The 18,191-nt window shown below is 34.3% G+C and carries 13 protein-coding genes; 8 read left to right on the forward strand and 5 right to left on the reverse strand.

Going from position 1 to position 18,191, the window contains the following annotated elements:
* Positions 1 to 95 precede the first annotated feature (95 nt).
* The 5 genes from JC605_RS05475 to panC all read right to left on the reverse strand — a co-directional run bounded on the left by JC605_RS05475 (position 96) and on the right by panC (position 6,159).
* Positions 96 to 2,060: a transglycosylase domain-containing protein gene (locus JC605_RS05475; protein ID WP_198855228.1), complete on the reverse strand. Its 1,965-nt coding sequence runs from the start codon at positions 2,058 to 2,060 to the stop codon at positions 96 to 98.
* Between the two features lie 165 nt (positions 2,061 to 2,225).
* A complete protein-coding gene (gene radA, locus JC605_RS05480; protein WP_198855229.1) occupies positions 2,226 to 3,587 on the reverse strand; it encodes a DNA repair protein RadA in 1,362 nt (453 codons plus the stop codon).
* Positions 3,587 to 4,741 carry an alpha/beta hydrolase gene (locus tag JC605_RS05485; RefSeq protein WP_198855230.1) on the reverse strand — a complete coding sequence of 385 codons (1,155 nt, stop codon included), beginning with the start codon at positions 4,739 to 4,741 and terminating at the stop codon, positions 3,587 to 3,589. Before JC605_RS05485 ends, radA begins: the two co-directional genes overlap by 1 nt.
* A gap of 204 nt (positions 4,742 to 4,945) precedes the next feature.
* On the reverse strand, positions 4,946 to 5,296 hold the full coding sequence (panD, locus tag JC605_RS05490) for an aspartate 1-decarboxylase (RefSeq protein ID WP_008465481.1): 351 nt from the start codon (positions 5,294 to 5,296) through the stop codon (positions 4,946 to 4,948).
* 14 nt (positions 5,297 to 5,310) lie between these two features.
* Positions 5,311 to 6,159: a pantoate--beta-alanine ligase gene (panC, locus tag JC605_RS05495; protein WP_198855231.1), complete on the reverse strand. Its 849-nt coding sequence runs from the start codon at positions 6,157 to 6,159 to the stop codon at positions 5,311 to 5,313.
* A 106-nt stretch (positions 6,160 to 6,265) separates the two neighbouring features.
* Between panC and JC605_RS05500 the strand changes: the two genes are divergently transcribed.
* From JC605_RS05500 to JC605_RS05535, 8 genes are all read left to right on the forward strand, one after another.
* Entirely contained in the window at positions 6,266 to 7,072 is an 807-nt protein-coding gene (locus JC605_RS05500) for a glycogen/starch synthase (protein ID WP_095930313.1), read from the forward strand.
* Positions 7,073 to 7,135: 63 nt separating this feature from the next.
* Entirely contained in the window at positions 7,136 to 8,737 is a 1,602-nt protein-coding gene (locus JC605_RS05505) for a DUF4270 domain-containing protein (protein WP_370569049.1), read from the forward strand.
* Between the two features lie 9 nt (positions 8,738 to 8,746).
* On the forward strand, positions 8,747 to 10,597 hold the full coding sequence (gene glmS / locus JC605_RS05510; RefSeq protein WP_198855233.1) for a glutamine--fructose-6-phosphate transaminase (isomerizing): 1,851 nt from the start codon (positions 8,747 to 8,749) through the stop codon (positions 10,595 to 10,597).
* Positions 10,598 to 10,907: 310 nt separating this feature from the next.
* The gene (locus JC605_RS05515; protein ID WP_198855234.1) at positions 10,908 to 13,745 is read left to right on the forward strand and encodes a TonB-dependent receptor domain-containing protein; all 2,838 of its coding nucleotides are present in this window, start codon (positions 10,908 to 10,910) and stop codon (positions 13,743 to 13,745) included.
* A gap of 83 nt (positions 13,746 to 13,828) precedes the next feature.
* Positions 13,829 to 15,382 carry an SGNH/GDSL hydrolase family protein gene (locus tag JC605_RS05520; RefSeq protein WP_198855235.1) on the forward strand — a complete coding sequence of 518 codons (1,554 nt, stop codon included), beginning with the start codon at positions 13,829 to 13,831 and terminating at the stop codon, positions 15,380 to 15,382.
* Positions 15,383 to 15,619: 237 nt separating this feature from the next.
* Positions 15,620 to 17,131 carry a F0F1 ATP synthase subunit beta gene (gene atpD, locus JC605_RS05525; RefSeq protein WP_198855236.1) on the forward strand — a complete coding sequence of 504 codons (1,512 nt, stop codon included), beginning with the start codon at positions 15,620 to 15,622 and terminating at the stop codon, positions 17,129 to 17,131.
* A gap of 83 nt (positions 17,132 to 17,214) precedes the next feature.
* The gene (locus tag JC605_RS05530; protein ID WP_177211684.1) at positions 17,215 to 17,496 is read left to right on the forward strand and encodes a F0F1 ATP synthase subunit epsilon; all 282 of its coding nucleotides are present in this window, start codon (positions 17,215 to 17,217) and stop codon (positions 17,494 to 17,496) included.
* Positions 17,497 to 17,558: 62 nt separating this feature from the next.
* The gene (locus tag JC605_RS05535; RefSeq protein WP_198855237.1) at positions 17,559 to 18,089 is read left to right on the forward strand and encodes a hypothetical protein; all 531 of its coding nucleotides are present in this window, start codon (positions 17,559 to 17,561) and stop codon (positions 18,087 to 18,089) included.
* Positions 18,090 to 18,191: the final 102 nt, after the last annotated feature.

The following is an 18,191-nucleotide window of genomic DNA, read 5'->3' on the forward strand; positions in this document are numbered from 1 at the left end:
CGCAAGGATTTACGCAAGGCTCGCAAAAAGGAATTGTTTTCTAAAACTTTGCGTTCTCTGCGTAAATCCTTGCGGACTTAGCGGTTAAGTATTATTTACAAGTCAAATTCATCATCGACAGCCAAAGAATCTGTTTTGATTGCTGTAGAATCTGGAACTTTAATTTTTATTAAAGAACGTGCATTTCCAGAAATATAAACAGGCAAGAGACCAATTGTGTCTTCTGGAACTAAAAGTCCTCTTCTAAACATCAAATTCTTCAGGAAATTTTGGTTTTTAATAGCATAATCCTTCAGATTACCTTGGTCATTAAACTGATACATGAATTTTCTAGGTTTCGGAATAATCGTTGCTAAATACAAACATTCATCAACATTTAAAGCCGAAGGACTTTTTTGGAAATAGAAATGACTTGCTTCGCCAATTCCATACACATTTGGTCCCCATTCGATAATATTGAAATAAACCTCTAGCATTCTTTCCTTGCTTACAATTCGGTTGTTTTCTAAAATGTAAACTAGCAGAATTTCTTCAAGCTTTCGCGAAAGCGTTTTTTCACGAGTTAAAAAGACATTCTTAATTAACTGCATGCTGATTGTGCTGGCACCGCGAGAGAATTTCTTAGTTCGAATGTTCTTAAGAATTGATTGTTTGAAAGCTTCATTTATAAATCCGCGGTGCGAGAAGAAAGAAGGGTCTTCGGTCGTTAAAACACATTTTCTTAAATATGGAGAAATTTGGTCTAGCGGAGTATAATTAGGATTGGCATTTCCAACTAAAACTGGTCTTTGCAATACATTTTGAATAATCGCTCGATATACAAATTCGCCATTTAATTTATTTAAATCTGCTTCGCCATATTTAGTAATTCGCAAATCTTCTTTGTTTAATTTGCTGTCAAAAACAAGCGTATTTGGTTTGTTTTTATTGAATTTGAAATCCAGTTTATAATCGAAGTTTCCAGTGGCCTGCATGCCTTGAAAATGCGTGAACAAACCATCTGGAAGCGAAACGATAAAATCTTGCGCTTTCATTTTCGGAATATCGACTTTCAAAGTATAAATTGTGTCTTTTTCTGTATCGTAAGAAATGTACGGACGGACTTTAATTTTATTCAACTGCATAGTCGAAGTACTGTCAATCGAAATAAAACTGTCTCCCAATAAAAAGCGGTAATCAAAACGCGCATTTTTTATAACCACACCTTTGCTGGCAATTTTCGGGTGATTGATTGTAAGATTGGCGATAGAAGTAAAACCGTCAATATGCAGTTCGCTGCCACTTTTGTCAATGTTTTGAACATTTAGACGAATAGAATCAAAACTTGCTTTTAAATTGTAGCGTTGATCTAAATAAGGCACACGAATGGCACCAGTATCTAAGTTGAAAAAGCGAATATCTGCCTTTTTATTTCTCGGATCGGCAAAACCTTTAATATTCCAACGCTGATCAAAATCTTTTGCTTGAACGTGAAGATTGGTTTCTAATTGTTTGTTGTTTAAAACCAGTTTGTCTACATCAATAGAAGTTAGTTTGTCATTGTCGTTGATTTTGAATTTGAAGTTTTTCAAATCCATATCGGTTGGAACCAAATTCAGCACTTTAGAAATGATTCTGTAAGCAAAAGCGGCGTATTTACGTTTTTCGTTTGAGTCTGTTTCTTCACGATCTCTTTTTAGAAAAGCATCAAAATTTCGTTTGTTGCCTTTTTTTACTAGTTGGATATAACCGTTGTCGACTTTTAAAGTTCCAACCTGTACATCTCCAATCAATAAATTGCTTAAACTGATGCTGGTTTCTACGTTTTTTATTTTTACAAGTGTGTCTGCATTTATAGGTGCTAGCACAACATTTGTTAAATGTATGGTTGATAATCCATCAAAAGAAGCAGATTCTACAGAAAAATTACTGTTGTACTGAACAGCCATTTTGTGTGTCACTTTTGCAATTGCTTGATTTAAAAGTGAGTTGCGAAAAAAATAAAGTCCAACGCAAAGTAAAACCAATATTGCGGCAAGTATTTTTAATGCTTTGTATATTTTTTGTTTTGGAAAATTCATAAAGTTGGTTTTCAAAAGAATTTAGAAATTTTTGAAACGTAGTATTTTTTGTTTGTCACGAATTACGCGAATTAATTTTAGATAATGTAAAATGTATAAATTCAGATTTTAAATTTAAAATAAAATTCGTGTTTAATTTGTGTAATTCGTGGCAAAAAGAAAAAATTAACCAAAAAGTATACTTGCGACATCTTCAATTTTTGCAACAAGTTCAATTTTAATTCCAGTATTCTTTAAAGCAATTTTGTTGTATTTAGAAACAAAGATAGTATCGAAGCCTAATTTTTCAGCTTCTTGAATGCGCTGATCCACACGATTTACAGGACGAATTTCGCCAGAAAGTCCGACTTCGCCAGCAAAACAGAAACCTTTTCCAACAGGAATATCTTCATTAGACGATAAAATTGCCGCTACAACCGCTAAATCAATAGCAGGATCGTCAACAGAAATTCCTCCTGTAACATTCAAGAAAACATCTTTTGCACCTAAACGAAATCCGGCTCTTTTTTCTAAAACAGCCAAAATCATGTTTAGTCTTTTTGCATTGTAGCCTGTTGTGCTTCTTTGAGGTGTTCCGTAAACAGCTGTACTAACCAAAGATTGTATTTCGATCATTAACGGACGCATGCCTTCAAGAGTTGTGGCAATTGCTGTTCCAGATAATTCTTCGTCTTTATGAGAAATCAGGATCTCAGAAGGATTGCTGACTTCTCGTAATCCGCTACCGAGCATTTCGTAAATTCCAAGTTCTGATGTTGAGCCAAAACGGTTTTTTAGCGAACGTAAAATTCGGTAAATATGGTTTCTATCACCTTCAAACTGCAAAACGGTATCTACCATATGTTCCAAAATTTTTGGACCAGCGATGTTTCCGTCTTTGGTAATATGTCCAATCAAGATTACTGGAATATTACTTTCTTTAGCAAATTTGATTAATTCTGCTGTGGTTTCGCGAATCTGAGAAATACTTCCGGCAGTCGATTCGATATAATCTGTGTGTAAAGTCTGAATAGAGTCAATTATGACTACTTCAGGCTGAATGGTCTCAATTTGTTTGAAGATATTTTGCGTTTTAGTTTCAGTAAGAATATAACAATTGTCGCTGTTTGGCGTAATTCTTTCTGCACGCATTTTTATCTGTTTCTGACTTTCTTCACCAGAAACATATAATGTTTTATAAGGTAATTTAAGAGAAACTTGAAGTAAAAGTGTACTTTTTCCGATGCCGGGTTCACCACCCAAAAGCGTTAAAGATCCAGGAACAAGTCCGCCTCCTAAAACACGATTCAATTCGCTGTCAGTTGTGTCCATTCGAACTTCTTGAGCAGAATCAATCTCGTTAATTTTTAAAGGTTTTGGCGCTTTGCTTGTTGGAGTAGGTTCGCTTTTCCAAGCAACTTTATCCTGTTTCTGAATTATTTCTTCGGCAATCGTATTCCATTCTTTGCACGCGTTGCATTGCCCTTGCCATTTGGCATATTGAGTTCCGCAGTTTTGGCAGAAAAAGGAAGTTTTAACTTTTGACATTATTTACTTTTTTTGGCAAGTGTATTCATTTCGTCAATTTTCTCATACATCAAGTCTTTATTCAAATCGCCAATTGGCTCCATTTGCGAAGCATTTTGGTATTTTCTTGATGCGTGTTTAGGATCGCCTTGTTTTTCATACATTAATCCTAACTCATATTCTCCTAACATGGCTTTCGGGTAATTTACATTTCCTATTTCTGCCATTTTTCCTAGTTCACTGTATGCATTTCTTTTTAAAATAAGATTTTCCACTACTTTAAAATCACTCATTCGAACTGGAATCTGAACTCCTAAAACTTCAGACATGTCAGCGTATTTTTTTTCTAAATATTCAGCGTAACCTTCTTGAAGAACCGCAATTTTGTCGTTATATTCGGCAGAATTTATAGGTCGATAAGCTTCAAAAATATGGTACAATGCACTTGGTATAGAATGCAATACTTCTGTATAATGTGTTGCGCCTTTAAATACATCATATTTATAATTCACTAACGAATTATTAGCAATTTTAATATTACTGTTTAATTTATCTATTGGCTCTTTAATTTTTTTAATATCGCCTTCTCCAGCAGAAAGGTAATAGAAAATTGGTTTTTTTACTTTGGCAAATTTCTCTGCAATGCGCACTTCCATTTTTGGAGCAAGCTCAGGGCTTAAACAGATGTATGCATTAAAAAGCGGCATTTCTTTATACAAATAAAAATTAGCAAAACTTGCTGTTACATCGTGACCTGCAATAAGCCTAAAAGGTGAGGTGCGATATTTTTTTTCAATATATGGCACTAACTCAGCTCCGATGAATTCGAAAAATTTTGCGCCTTTTTCAAACGGAAGACCTTCATTTTGATCAATTGTTGAGTCGTCATAACGCTCTCCATCTTTATTTTGATGAATTCCGATGATAATCATTTCTGGAATGTCATCCCAATAAGTTCCGTAACTAATGGCTCCTGAAAACGGATCAAACAAATAATCTCCATCCAATAAATATAGAACCGGATATTTTTTGTCTTTATTGGTTTCGTAAGAAGCAGGAAGTCCGATTGTAATTCTGCGTTCTTCTCCGAGTTTCTCCGATTTAATGTTGTCGAACGTTTTTTGGGCAAACGACGAAAACGAAATTAATAAAAATAGTAGGTAAACTTTTTTCATGATTTGTGGCATTTCAGTGAATTAAAAAAGTATTGAAAATAGTGTAGCAATATACTATTTTATTTGCTTCTTTACTAAGTGGGTTAAAAATTGAAGCAGAGTGTTTTAGCGCCAAAATCATTTTTCGATTAAGACAAAAGAAGGATTTTTTGTGCAAAATTGACTTTTGACAAAGTAGGGGAATTCGGTAAGAAAAAGAAAATCTTAGGTTAAAGAATTGTCGTTTTCATTTGGGAAAATAATCCAAGGCTTGAAGGTTTTTGCTTCTTCAAAATCCAGTGTAGCATAAGAAATAATAATGATGATGTCATCTTTTTGTACTTTTCTAGCTGCAGGACCATTTAAAGTAATTTCTCCTGAATTTTTTTCGCCTTTAATAGCGTAAGTTTCAAAACGCTCGCCATTATTAATGTTAACAATAGATACTTTTTCGCCTTCAATAATGTTTGAAGCCTCTAGTAGAGTTTCATCAATAGTAATACTGCCAATATAATTTAAATCGGCTCCAGTTACTTTAACTCGATGAATTTTTGATTTTATAACTTGAATTTGCATGATGCAAAGTTAGATTAATTTAATGAAATGGTGTCAATCAGTCTTATAGAATTAACAAATACCGCTATAAATGCTCGATATTTTTTATCATTCTCTTTCTGATCGATAGATAAAAGTGTAGATTCGTCAGCAATAACAAAATACTCCAGTTCAAATTCCTTGTTGTCTTTGAAAGAATTTTCTACAAATTCGATTGTTTCTTGCGGACTATGATTTTGGAAGATCTCTTTTGCCTCTGTCAAAACTTTGTAAATAATAGAAGCGTCTTTTCTTTCTTGAGAAGTTAGACGTTCGTTTCGCGAACTCATAGCAAGTTCATTTTCTTCTCTAAAAATGGGACAGCCCACAATATTTACTGGCAATCCTGTTTTTTCGACTAATTTTTTAACAATTTGAAGCTGCTGAAAATCTTTTTCGCCAAAATAAGCATTGGTTGGCGTTACGATTTCGAAAAGGCGTTTTACAATTGTTCCGACACCATTAAAATGACCTGGACGGAATTTTCCTTCCATCTGGTTTTCTAATCCATCAAAATCAAAAGTCTGCGAAACGGTATTTCCTTCATAAATATCATCAACCGAAGGAGCGTATAAAATAATTTTATCGCTTAATGTACGCATTTTCTTAACATCTTCTTCTAGTGTCCTAGGATATTTTGCTAAATCTTCGGAATTATTAAATTGAGTTGGATTGACAAAAATACTTACTACGGTGTCGTTGTTTTCTTTCAGCGAACGTTGCATTAAAGCCAAATGTCCTTGGTGTAAAGCGCCCATTGTAGGTACAAATCCGATAGTTGAATTTGCGGTTTTGATAGTTTTAAGATAGGCTATCAACGCTGCTTTACTGTAGAAAATATGCATTGAGGTATTATTAAAATTTATGCAAACATAATATATTAGTTATAAACTGCATAAAATTTTGTAATTTTGCGACGTTTTTATTACCAAAATTAAGTAAAATACTATTATGAAAGATAAGAGGATATTATATGTATCATCTGAAGTCGTGCCTTACTTGGCTGAAAATGAGGTTTCTTTAATGTCTTATGACGTTCCGAAAATGATTAATGACCAAGGCGGCCAGATAAGAATTTTCATGCCAAGATATGGGAATATAAATGAGAGAAGACATCAATTGCATGAAGTGATAAGACTTTCAGGGATGAATTTGGTAGTGAATGACTTAGATATGCCATTGATTATTAAAGTAGCATCGATTCCAAAAGAAAGAATTCAGGTTTATTTTATCGATAATGATGAATATTTCAAACGTAAAGCAACTTTTACAGATGAAGAAGGTGCTTTATACCCTGATAATGATGAAAGAGCAATTTTCTTTGCCAAAGGTGTCGTTGAGACCGTAAAAAAATTAAACTGGGTTCCAGATATTATACATGTTCATGGCTGGCTTGCGGCAATGCTTCCTATATATATGAAGCATTATTATAAACATGAAGCATTGTTTTCTGAAACGAAAATTATTACTTCTGTTTACGGGCAATCGTTTGATGAGAACTTAGACTTAGAAATGATAAATAAAGTTAAATTTGATGGTGTTCCTCATGAAGCAGTATCAGATTTAGAAGTGCCAAATTATGAGAACGTTTTAAAAGCTAGCATTTTACATTCTGATGGTGTAATCATTGCGTCAGAAAATGTTTCCCCAAGTTTAACAAAATTTATAGAATCTTCAGGAAAACCTTTTTTACCTTTCGCCACGAAAGATGCATTTGCTGACGCTTATACAAATTTCTACAGAACATTTGGACTTTAAATTTTAATTTTATTATTAGACATGTATAGAACTTCTTTTTTTAAGAAAACTCTTTTAGCTGTAATGGCTGTTTTTTTATATTCTTGTGACAAAGATTTTAATGCGATTGGTGAGGGTTTAGTTGGTGATGATCATTTTGGACTTGAAGCTGTAAAATACGACGTTTTAGCATATAATCAAGAAGTGACTCCTATCCAGTCAAGTAATATAGCTCCAAACAATGCTTTGGGTATTTTTGATAATCCGCTTTTTGGAACTACAACTGCAAATTTTGTTACCCAGTTAGGGCTTGTTACTTATTCGCCAACAATTGGAGAATCTCCTGTAATTGATAGTGTTAGAATACAGATTCCGTATTACAGTCATATTACAGCTACTGATGCTAACGGGAATAATACTTATGAGCTTGATTCTATTTACGGAGATAAAAACGGGAAAATAAAGTTAAGTATTTACGAGTCTGGAATCCAGATGAGAACCAGTTACTTTAGTGGAGGTAGCCAGTTGCCACAATATTATTACACAGATCAAAATACTGAATTTAATAGTAAAAAAATTGGAGCATTATTAAATGATAGTGCTAATAGACTTGAAAACGAGGAATTCTTTTTCAGTGCGAAAGAGTACAAGGATAGTATTACAACTGATGGTAACAAAACGCTTTTAAGGGTAAAGCCTGAAATGCGTTTGCATTTAAAAAAGCAATTTTTTCAAGATAAAATCTTGAAAGCGGTTGCATCAAAACTTTCTACAGAAGATCTTTTTCAGGAATATTTTAGAGGTTTATATTTTAATGTTGAAAAATCTGGGTCTAGTCCAAGCAATATGGCATTGATGAATTTTAGTGAAGGTAAAATTACGATTTACTACAAAGCTAAAACAGCGTCAACTGAAGATACTGATAGTACCATGGAAGACAAAACAATTGTCTTGAATTTGAAAGGAATTAATGCAACGACATCTAGTACAGCTAACTTTCTTCAAGATACTCGAAGTTCGGAATATCAGAACGCTATTACAAGTGCAAATAAAACAGATGGAGACGATAAGCTCTATTTAAAAGGAGGAGAAGGATCTTTGGCAGTTGTAAAACTTTTTAATCCGACCGATGTAATGGGTTATGATGATAACGGGCAGGTTGTAAATAAGCCAAATAATGTTCCAGATGAATTAGATGAAATTAGGCATAATGTTACTACTAAAAACTGGAAAGTTAACGAAGCTAATTTGGTTTTCTACATCGATGCTGATAAAATGAAAGGCACAGAAGAACCAAATAGGGTTTATTTATACGATTTGACAAATAATGCCGTTTTAGTAGATTACTCTACAGATGCTTTATCTACCTATGGAGGATTAATTACTCTTGATTCTGATAAAAGAGGAAAAAGTTATAAAATTAGAATCACAGGACATATTCGTAATCTGATAAAAGATGCAACGGCAAAAAATGTTGATTTAGGTCTGGTTGTTTCTCAAAGTTCAGCAGTACTTGCGTTTAATGCATTGAAGAATAAAAATGAGCTTATATCTGTAGCACCAAGAACATCAGTTATGAGTCCTTTAGGCACAGTCTTATTTGGAGGGAAAAAGGGAGGAGCTCCTGACTCAGATCAGGAAAAGAAAAGATTGAGACTTGAAGTCTACTACACGAAACCAAATTAATAAATATATATGTGTGGAATTGTTGGATATATCGGTCACCGAGATGCCTATCCTATTGTAATAAAAGGATTAAAGCGTCTTGAGTACAGAGGATATGATAGTGCCGGCGTTATGTTATATGACGACGAATCGGGAATTAAAGTTTGTAAAACCAAAGGAAAAGTTTCTGATCTTGAAGCTAAAGCTAATGAGGGTTTTTCAACAATTGGTAATATTGGAATTGGACATACGCGTTGGGCAACTCACGGGGTTCCAAATGACGTGAATTCGCACCCTCATCTTTCTAATTCTGGAGATTTGGCAATTATCCATAACGGAATTATTGAGAATTATGCTCCTTTGAAAGAAGAGCTTATCAAAAGAGGATATACTTTTAAATCGGATACAGATACTGAAGTTTTAGTTAATTTAATAGAAGAGGTTCAGAAGAAAGAAAATATTAAATTAGGTAAAGCTGTCCAAGTTGCATTAAACCAAGTTGTAGGTGCGTATGCAATTGCTGTTTTTGATAGAAAAAATCCAAACGAAATTGTAGCGGCTAGATTAGGAAGTCCGTTGGCAATTGGAGTTGGAGAAGGAGAGTATTTTGTTGCTTCTGATGCTTCACCGTTTATTGAGTACACTTCTAATGCAGTTTATTTAGAAGATGGCGAAATGGCGAATATCAGGTTGCATAAGCCAATCAAAATTAGAAAAATTCAAGATGACTCTTTAGTGGATCCTTACATTCAAGAACTTCAAATGAACTTGGAGCAGATTGAAAAAGGTGGATATGATCATTTCATGCTTAAAGAAATCTACGAACAGCCAAGTGTAATTAAAGATACTTACAGAGGAAGACTTCATGCTAATGAAGGAATTGTTCAAATGGCTGGTGTAGAGGATAATCTAGAGAAATTTTTAAACGCAAAAAGAATTTTAATTGTAGCTTGCGGAACTTCTTGGCACGCAGGGTTGGTAGCAGAATATATCTTTGAGGAATTTACACGTATTCCTGTTGAAGTAGAATATGCTTCTGAATTTAGATACAGAAACCCAATTATAAATAAAGATGACGTAGTTATAGCGATTTCACAATCTGGGGAAACTGCAGATACTATGGCAGCTATTAAACTGGCTAAAGAAAACGGAGCGTTTGTATTTGGAGTATGTAACGTAGTGGGTTCTTCTATTTCTAGAGAAAGTCATGCTGGTGCTTACACGCACGCAGGACCAGAAATTGGAGTAGCTTCTACAAAAGCGTTTACTACTCAAATCACAGTTCTTACTATGATTGCTTTACGTTTAGGAAAAGCAAAAGGGACATTGTCAAATACAGATTTTCATACTTACCTACAAGAATTAGAAATTATTCCTGAGAAAGTGTCTGAAGCGTTAGAAACTGATGCTAGAGCTAAAGAAATTGCTGCTGCTTTTAAAGATGCGCCAAACTGTCTTTATTTAGGTAGAGGATACAATTTCCCTGTAGCATTAGAAGGTGCATTGAAATTAAAAGAGATCTCATATATCCATGCAGAAGGTTATCCAGCTGCCGAAATGAAACACGGTCCGATTGCTTTAATTGACGAACATATGCCGGTTATTGTTATTGCGCCTAAACAAGGACATTACGACAAGATTGTGAGTAATATCCAGGAAATTAAATCAAGAAGCGGTAAAATTATTGCAGTCGTTACAAAAGGTGATACTCAGGTTCGTGAATTAGCTGATTATGTAATCGAAATTCCAGAAACTTCAGATGCATTGTCGCCATTGGTTACTACTATTCCTTTACAATTGCTTTCTTACTATATTGCTGTAATGAGAGGTTGTAATGTAGATCAGCCACGTAACTTAGCAAAATCGGTTACTGTAGAATAAGTTTATTTTTCAAAATATAAATATGTTAAAAAAGCGAGATTTAGGTCTCGCTTTTTTTTATTGCCAATAATTTTTTTACGCATATGTATTTTTATGAAATTTTCAATTTTTTGATAAAATATTATATGTATGCATAGTAAACTGATTTTTCTTTAGGTTTTCTTTGTTTTTATTTTAATAAAATGAATTAGTAAATAGTTAAAATATAGCGCAAAACAATGATAAATATCGATTTTATTTAACATTTTTTTATGCATATTAAAATATTTGCTTATTTTGGCTATATATACTAACAAAAAACTAACCCAAAATGAGAGTCTACTTGCTAATTATGTTGTTATTCAGCGGAGTGTCCTTTGCACAGAATACAATTACAGGTTCGGTTACCGATGGTAACAAACAATCTATCCCTGGTGCCAATGTTGTTGTTGTCGGAGAAAACAGTGGTGCTTCTACTGATTTTGACGGATCGTTTAAATTAACTACTAATGCTAAATTGCCTTTGTCTATAAAGGTTTCTGCAGTAGGATTTGAGACAAAAACGATAAGCGTAACAACGGCAAATCAAAAAGTGAATGTGATTTTAAAAGATGAAGAAACTAAACTGGATGAAATCGTTGTTGCTGCATCGAGAACACCAGAAAGAATTCTAGAGTCTCCTGTAACTATTGAAAGAATGGGTGTGCAGGAAATCAAAAAAACTGCTTCTCCTTCTTTTTATGATGGTTTAGAAAACATGAAAGAAGTGCAGATGAATACTAGTAGTATGTCATTCAAGTCAATCAATACGAGAGGATTTGCTACTGTGGCTAATACTCGTTTTATGCAGTTGGTAGATGGAATGGATAACTCGTCTCCATTATTAAACTTTGTTTTGGGGAATATGATTGGAGTTTCAGAAATTGATGTTCAAAGTGTTGAGTTGCTTCCAGGAGCATCATCTGCTTTGTATGGAGCAAATGCTTTTAATGGAATTTTATTTATGACAAGTAAAAGTCCGTTTACCAATCAGGGTGTTTCAACTTATTTTAAATATGGTGCGACTTCGCAAGAAGCAGCTGGAACAAATAGTTTTTATGATTTTGGTATCCGATTCGCTCATGCTTTTAATAAATATTTTGCAGCAAAAGCAAACTTTACTTATATGCAAGCTACAGATTGGTATGCAACAAATTATAATGATAAAACGAGAGCAGGTATTGATAGAACAGATCCTAACTATGATGGTATTAACGTTTATGGTGATGAGGCTTCGACAAATATTAGAGGTGTTGGTCAAAAATTGGAAACGATGGGATTGATTCCTGTTGGAGCATCTAATCTTCTTCCGAATTCAAATGTTAGTAGAACGGGTTATAACGAAATTGATTTGACAGATAATAAAGCGGCTAATAAGAAAATTGATTTCTCTTTGCACGGAAGACCTTTTGGCGATGAAAGATTGGAAATTATCTGGCAGAGTAAATTTGGAACTGGAAATGCGGTTTACCAAGGAGCAAACAGATATTATTTAAATGACTTTTTTATGCAACAGCATAAATTAGAGTTTAGAGGAAAAAACTTCTTCGTGAGAGGGTATATGACAGGAGAGGATGGAGGTCATTCTTACGATATGGTATTTACAGGAATTAATGTAAATAGAAAATGGAAAGACGATAATACTTGGTTTGGACAATATGCGGGAGCTTATATTCAAGGAACTTTAGCAGGTATGAATCCGCAACAAGCCAATGCTTTGGCAAGATCTACAGCAGATACAGGTCGTTTTTTACCAGGTACAGCTGAATTTAAAAATGCATTTAATCAAGTTATAAATGATCCAGATGTTTTAAGCGGATCGAGATTGGTGGATAATTCTAAAATGTATCACTCAGATGCAAACTATAATTTCAGAGATATTATAAAATTTGCTGAAATTCAAGTCGGAGGTTCTTTTAGATCTTATGAGTTAAATTCTCACGGAAGAATTTATACGGATGCTACTAGCTTGATTAATTATAATGAGTACGGAGCTTATGCACAGTTGATGAAAAAGTTTCTGGATGATAGAATGAAGTTTACAGGATCGCTTCGTTATGATAAATCTAAAAACTTTGATGGTAATTACTCTCCTCGTTTGTCTCTTGTTTATTCTGCTGGAGAAAAGAGAAATCATAATTTCAGAGGATCTTTTCAAACAGGTTTTAGAAACCCGACAACTCAAGATCAATATATCGGATTTAATATTGGTAATGCAGTATTGTTAGGTTCTGCTCCAGATAACTTAACTAGATTTAATGAAACTTTCAGTCTTAGCGCAGAAGGTCAGCTTTATGCTGGAAGTCCTACAAAGATTATGAATGGTAATGATGCTTATGGCAACTCTTACTTGGCAAGTTCTGTTACAGCATTTTCTGCAATGGCAGGAAGTAATCCTGTGGCAGCCGCTGCGCTATTAAAAAAATCAAGAGCTAATTATGTAAAGCCAGAAGAAGTAAAGGCTTTTGAGGTTGGATATCGTTCTATTTTTGAAGGTACATCAATCGATATTAATGGGTATTATAATATCTACAATAATTTTATTGGTAATTTAAATGTGGTTTCTACTTTTTACGGGACAGCTCAGGATAGTCCTAATCTGCCAGTGCCTGGTAATCCTGTTACAGATGCTGGTGCACAATCTATACGTGCTCTTCAAAACGGAGAATATAGAGCATATCAATTGTATACAAATTCAGATGTAGAGATTCATTCGTTAGGATTTGGTGTTGGTCTTTCTAGAAAAATAATTAGCGACTTCGAATTAGGATTAAACTATAATTATGCTCAATTTGATTTTGATCAAGCTAAAGACCCAAGTTTTGAGGCTGGATTTAATACGCCAAAACATAGAGTTAAAGTATCTCTTGGAAATGATAAATTATTCAAAAACTTCGGATTTAATGTAAGTGGAAGATGGAACAGCGAGTACGAATGGGAATCTAACTTTGCAGATGGTACAATCAAATCTGCGACAGTAATTGATGCTCAAATAAATTATGGAATTCCAAAATTGAAATCTGTTGTGAAATTAGGAGCTGCTAATATTGGCGGTAAAGAATATTACCAAGTTATTGGAGCTGGATTAATCGGACAGCAATATTTTGCTTCTTGGACTATTAACCCATAATTGATTATTAACTCTAAGTCAAATTCATTATTTGTGTTTCTAGGTCTATGTCGAGAAACAGATAATTATAAAAAATATAGATTATGATAAAAAATTTCAAGTGGCTTGTATTGGTTTCGTTAACCTTTATGGCTTGTAATAGTGATGATGATGTGACTCCTGTAGTAGAGTCGTCTGATGGTAAGCCTTTAACTGCTGGAACTGCAGATTTTTCGAAGTATGTTGCTTTAGGAGATTCTTTTGCGGCAGGATTTAGTGATAATGCTTTGTTTATTAAAGGTCAAGAAGGAGCTTACCCAAATATTTTAGCACAGCAATTTGCTTTAGTAGGTGGAGGTGAATTTAAAACGCCTTTTGCAAATGATAATGTAGGTGGATTGTTGTTAGGAGGAAATATAATTAGCGGACCGCGTTTGTATTTTAATACAGCAATAACACCAGAACATCCGAATTCAACAGTTGATCCTGTAAACGGAGTGCCTACTACAGAGGTTACAGCGCATTTATCAGGGGCGTTTAATAATTTAGGAGTTCCTGGGGCAAAAAGCTTTCATTTGCTTGCTCCTGGTTATGGTAATGCTGCTGGTGTTGCTACAGGAACAGCAAATCCGTATTTTGCTCGTTTCGCATCTAGTGCAACAACAACTGTTTTGGCTGATGCTTTAAGTCAAAATCCTACTTTCTTTTCTTTATGGATTGGAGGTAATGATGAGTTAGGATATGCAACAGCTGGTGGAGATCCTACGGTAAATCCTTTAACTCCTCCTGCGACTTTTGACGGTGCGTACAAAGCTTTGGTTGCTCAGCTTGTTGCTGGCGGAAGAAAAGGTGTTGTGGCAAATCTTCCTGTTATAACAACACTTCCTCATTTTCATGTAATTGCTTATAATCAACTTAGTCAAGCTAGTTTAACTGATAAAGGAGTTAGTTTGATTCCAGCTTTAAATGCACAATTGTATGGTCCTTTGCATAATGCATTAGCATTTTTAGGTCAGGGTGATAGAATTAAGCTTCTGTCTTCAACAGGAAATAATCCGTTATTGATTGTAGATGAAACATTGCCAGATTTGTCAGCAAATTTAAAAGCAGTGCTAATGGGTGGTGGATTAGATGTTAATACTGCTACAGCAATGGGAATGATTTTTGGAAGAGCAAGACAAGCATTGCCTACTGATTTAATTGTTTTAGGGGCTTCTACAAGAATAGGTAAGGCGCCAAGTGTGGCTTTAGACGGAATCGCTTCGCCTTCGCCATCTTTAGCGCAATTAGGGGTTACTTTTCCTTTGCCAGATAGATATGTTTTGTTGCCTTCTGAAGTAGATGAAATAGGAGTAGCTACCGCAGCTTATAATGCAACTATAAAAGCAGCTGCTGAGGCAAATGGTTTAGCAATTGTTGATGCGGAATCGATTATGTCTGATTTAAATAAAGCAAGCGGAATTACAATGAACAATTTTACATTGAAAGCTACTTTCGTTACTGGAGGTATGTTTTCTTTAGACGGAGTTCATCCTACTCCAAGAGGGTATGCTTTTATTGCTAATAAATTTATTCAGGCCATTAATGCTAAGTATGGTTCTAACTTAAAAGGTGTAGATATTGGTAATTATCAGGTTCTATTTTCGAAACAGTTATAATTAAAGAATTAGTTCAATATCAAAAAACCGCTCATTTTTACAGATGAAGCGGTTTTTTTCTTTTATTAAAAAAATGCTGTTTTTGTTATTTTTTGAGCAAGTTTTATGAATCAAACAAAATCATGCTATTTTTTATGAAAAAAAAATTGATTTTATATTTTAAAAAATTATCTTTGCGCTCTGAAAAAAGAGGTATTTTCGATAAACCTAAATAGCTATTTAATAAATACATAAGTAATGTCAAAAGTAATAGGAAAAGTTGCTCAAATCATTGGACCAGTAGTTGACGTAGTTTTCAACGGTAAAGATGTTGAACTTCCAAAAATTTATGATTCACTAGAAGTCACTAAAAAAGATGGAACTATCTTAGTTCTAGAAGTACAATCTCACATTGGGGAAAACACTGTTCGTACAATCTCTATGGACTCTACAGACGGTTTGTCTAGAGGATATGAGGTAGTTGGAACTGGTAATCCAATCCAAATGCCAATCGGTCCAGACGTATATGGACGTTTATTTAATGTTGTTGGAGATGCCATTGACGGTTTAGGTAATTTACCTAAAACAGGAGAAAACGGTTTGCCTATTCACAGACAAGCTCCTAAATTTGAAGATTTATCAACTTCATCTGAAGTTTTATTCACAGGTATTAAAGTAATCGATTTGATCGAGCCTTATGCAAAAGGAGGTAAAATTGGATTGTTTGGTGGTGCTGGTGTTGGTAAAACAGTATTGATTCAGGAGTTGATCAACAATATCGCAAAAGGTCACGGTGGACTTTCAGTATTCGCTGGAGTAGGTGAAAGAACACGTGAAGGAAATGACTTGCTTCGTGAGATGTTAGAGTCAGGAATTATTAAATACGGTGATGATTTCATGCACTCTATGGAAAATGGAGGATGGGATTTATCTAAAGTAGATATGCCAGGAATGAGAGAGTCTAAAGCTACTTTCGTTTTCGGACAAATGAATGAGCCACCTGGAGCTCGTGCACGTGTGGCACTTTCAGGATTATCTATCGCTGAGTATTTCCGTGATGGAGCTGGATCTGACCAAGGAAAAGACGTATTATTCTTCGTTGATAATATCTTCCGTTTTACACAAGCAGGTTCTGAGGTATCAGCACTTTTAGGACGTATGCCATCTGCAGTAGGTTACCAACCAACTTTGGCAACAGAGATGGGTGCTATGCAAGAGCGTATTACATCTACAAACAAAGGATCTATTACATCTGTACAAGCGGTTTACGTTCCTGCGGATGACTTAACTGACCCTGCGCCAGCTACAACTTTCGCGCACTTAGATGCAACAACTGTATTGTCTCGTAAAATTGCTGAGTTAGGTATCTATCCTGCGGTTGACCCGTTAGATTCTACTTCAAGAATTTTGACTCCACATATCTTAGGAGATGAGCACTACAACTGCGCACAGAGAGTAAAAGAAATTCTTCAAAAATACAAACAATTACAAGATATCATCGCGATCTTAGGTATGGAAGAATTATCTGAAGAAGATAAACTTGCAGTATCTAGAGCACGTCGTGTACAACGTTTCTTGTCTCAGCCATTCCACGTAGCAGAGCAATTTACAGGTATTCCAGGTGTATTAGTTGATATTAAAGATACTATCAAAGGATTTAACATGATCATCGATGGTGAGTTAGATCACCTTCCAGAAGCAGCTTTCAACTTGAAAGGTTCTATTCAAGATGCAATCGAAGCTGGAGAGAAAATGTTAGCTGAAGCATAATAATATTGGTTGTTAGTTGTTAGTTGTCAGTTGTTAGAAAGCAACCATCAACCATCAACCATCAACTATTAACTAAAAAAAATATGATTTTAGAAATAGTATCACCAGAAGCGAAATTATTTTCAGGAGAGGTAACATCTGTTACTTTACCAGGAGTTAATGGAAGCTTTCAGATTTTAAATCATCACGCGCCAATTGTTTCTATTTTAGAAGAAGGGACAATTAAAATTGCAGCTCCAAGCTTCAGTTTTTCTAAAGAGGCTGCTGATAAATTTACGAGAGTGAATGACCAAACTTATACTTTAGAGATTAAGTCAGGAACAATCGAAATGAAAAACAATAAGATAATTGTATTAGTTGACTAAGACAATTTCAAAATAAGCAGAAAAGCCAGACAACATTGTCTGGCTTTTTTTATTTTTGGCACATGGGAGAAAAAAAAGAAAATGAAATTTCGATTTTTACTGGTAAACGAGCTTGGTACGAGCTATTATTAGCATCAATTTTTTTTGGAGCTTTCATATACATGATTGTTTTGTTTGTATATTTTGCTTTTATTGAAGTGTCGATTAAAATAGCCATCAGAGCTTTTGTTACATTTCTTTTATGTGGAACATATTGTTTAGTCTATGGATTCAAATTTTCGGCGACCAAAAACATGCTGATAAACTTGGAGACTAATACAGTAATTTCAAGATACATTATTGGACCATTTTCTTATGATGTGAAATTGAAAGCTACAGAGTTTGAATATATTTCTTTTTTTGAAGATAGATATGGTGAGTTTGGGACAAATCTTTGGTACGTTAAAAACAGACATTATAAAATGTACAGTTTTGAAGATAAAGAATCAGCATTTCAATTTTCTCTCGATCTTTCCAACAAACTCAATATTGATTTGCTTGACGCTACAGAGAAAGGAAATTTTAAATGGGTGGTAAAAGAGAATATACAATAGTTAGTATTTGCCTTTTGTATTGTTTTGTTTGAGTCTGATATTTTATATGTCAGAAAATTAACAAAAAACATGAAAAAGCCATTTTAAAAGTTGTAATATTTT

It is taken from the genome of Flavobacterium sp. IB48 (assembly GCF_016405855.1).
Classification (GTDB): domain Bacteria; phylum Bacteroidota; class Bacteroidia; order Flavobacteriales; family Flavobacteriaceae; genus Flavobacterium; species Flavobacterium ginsengisoli.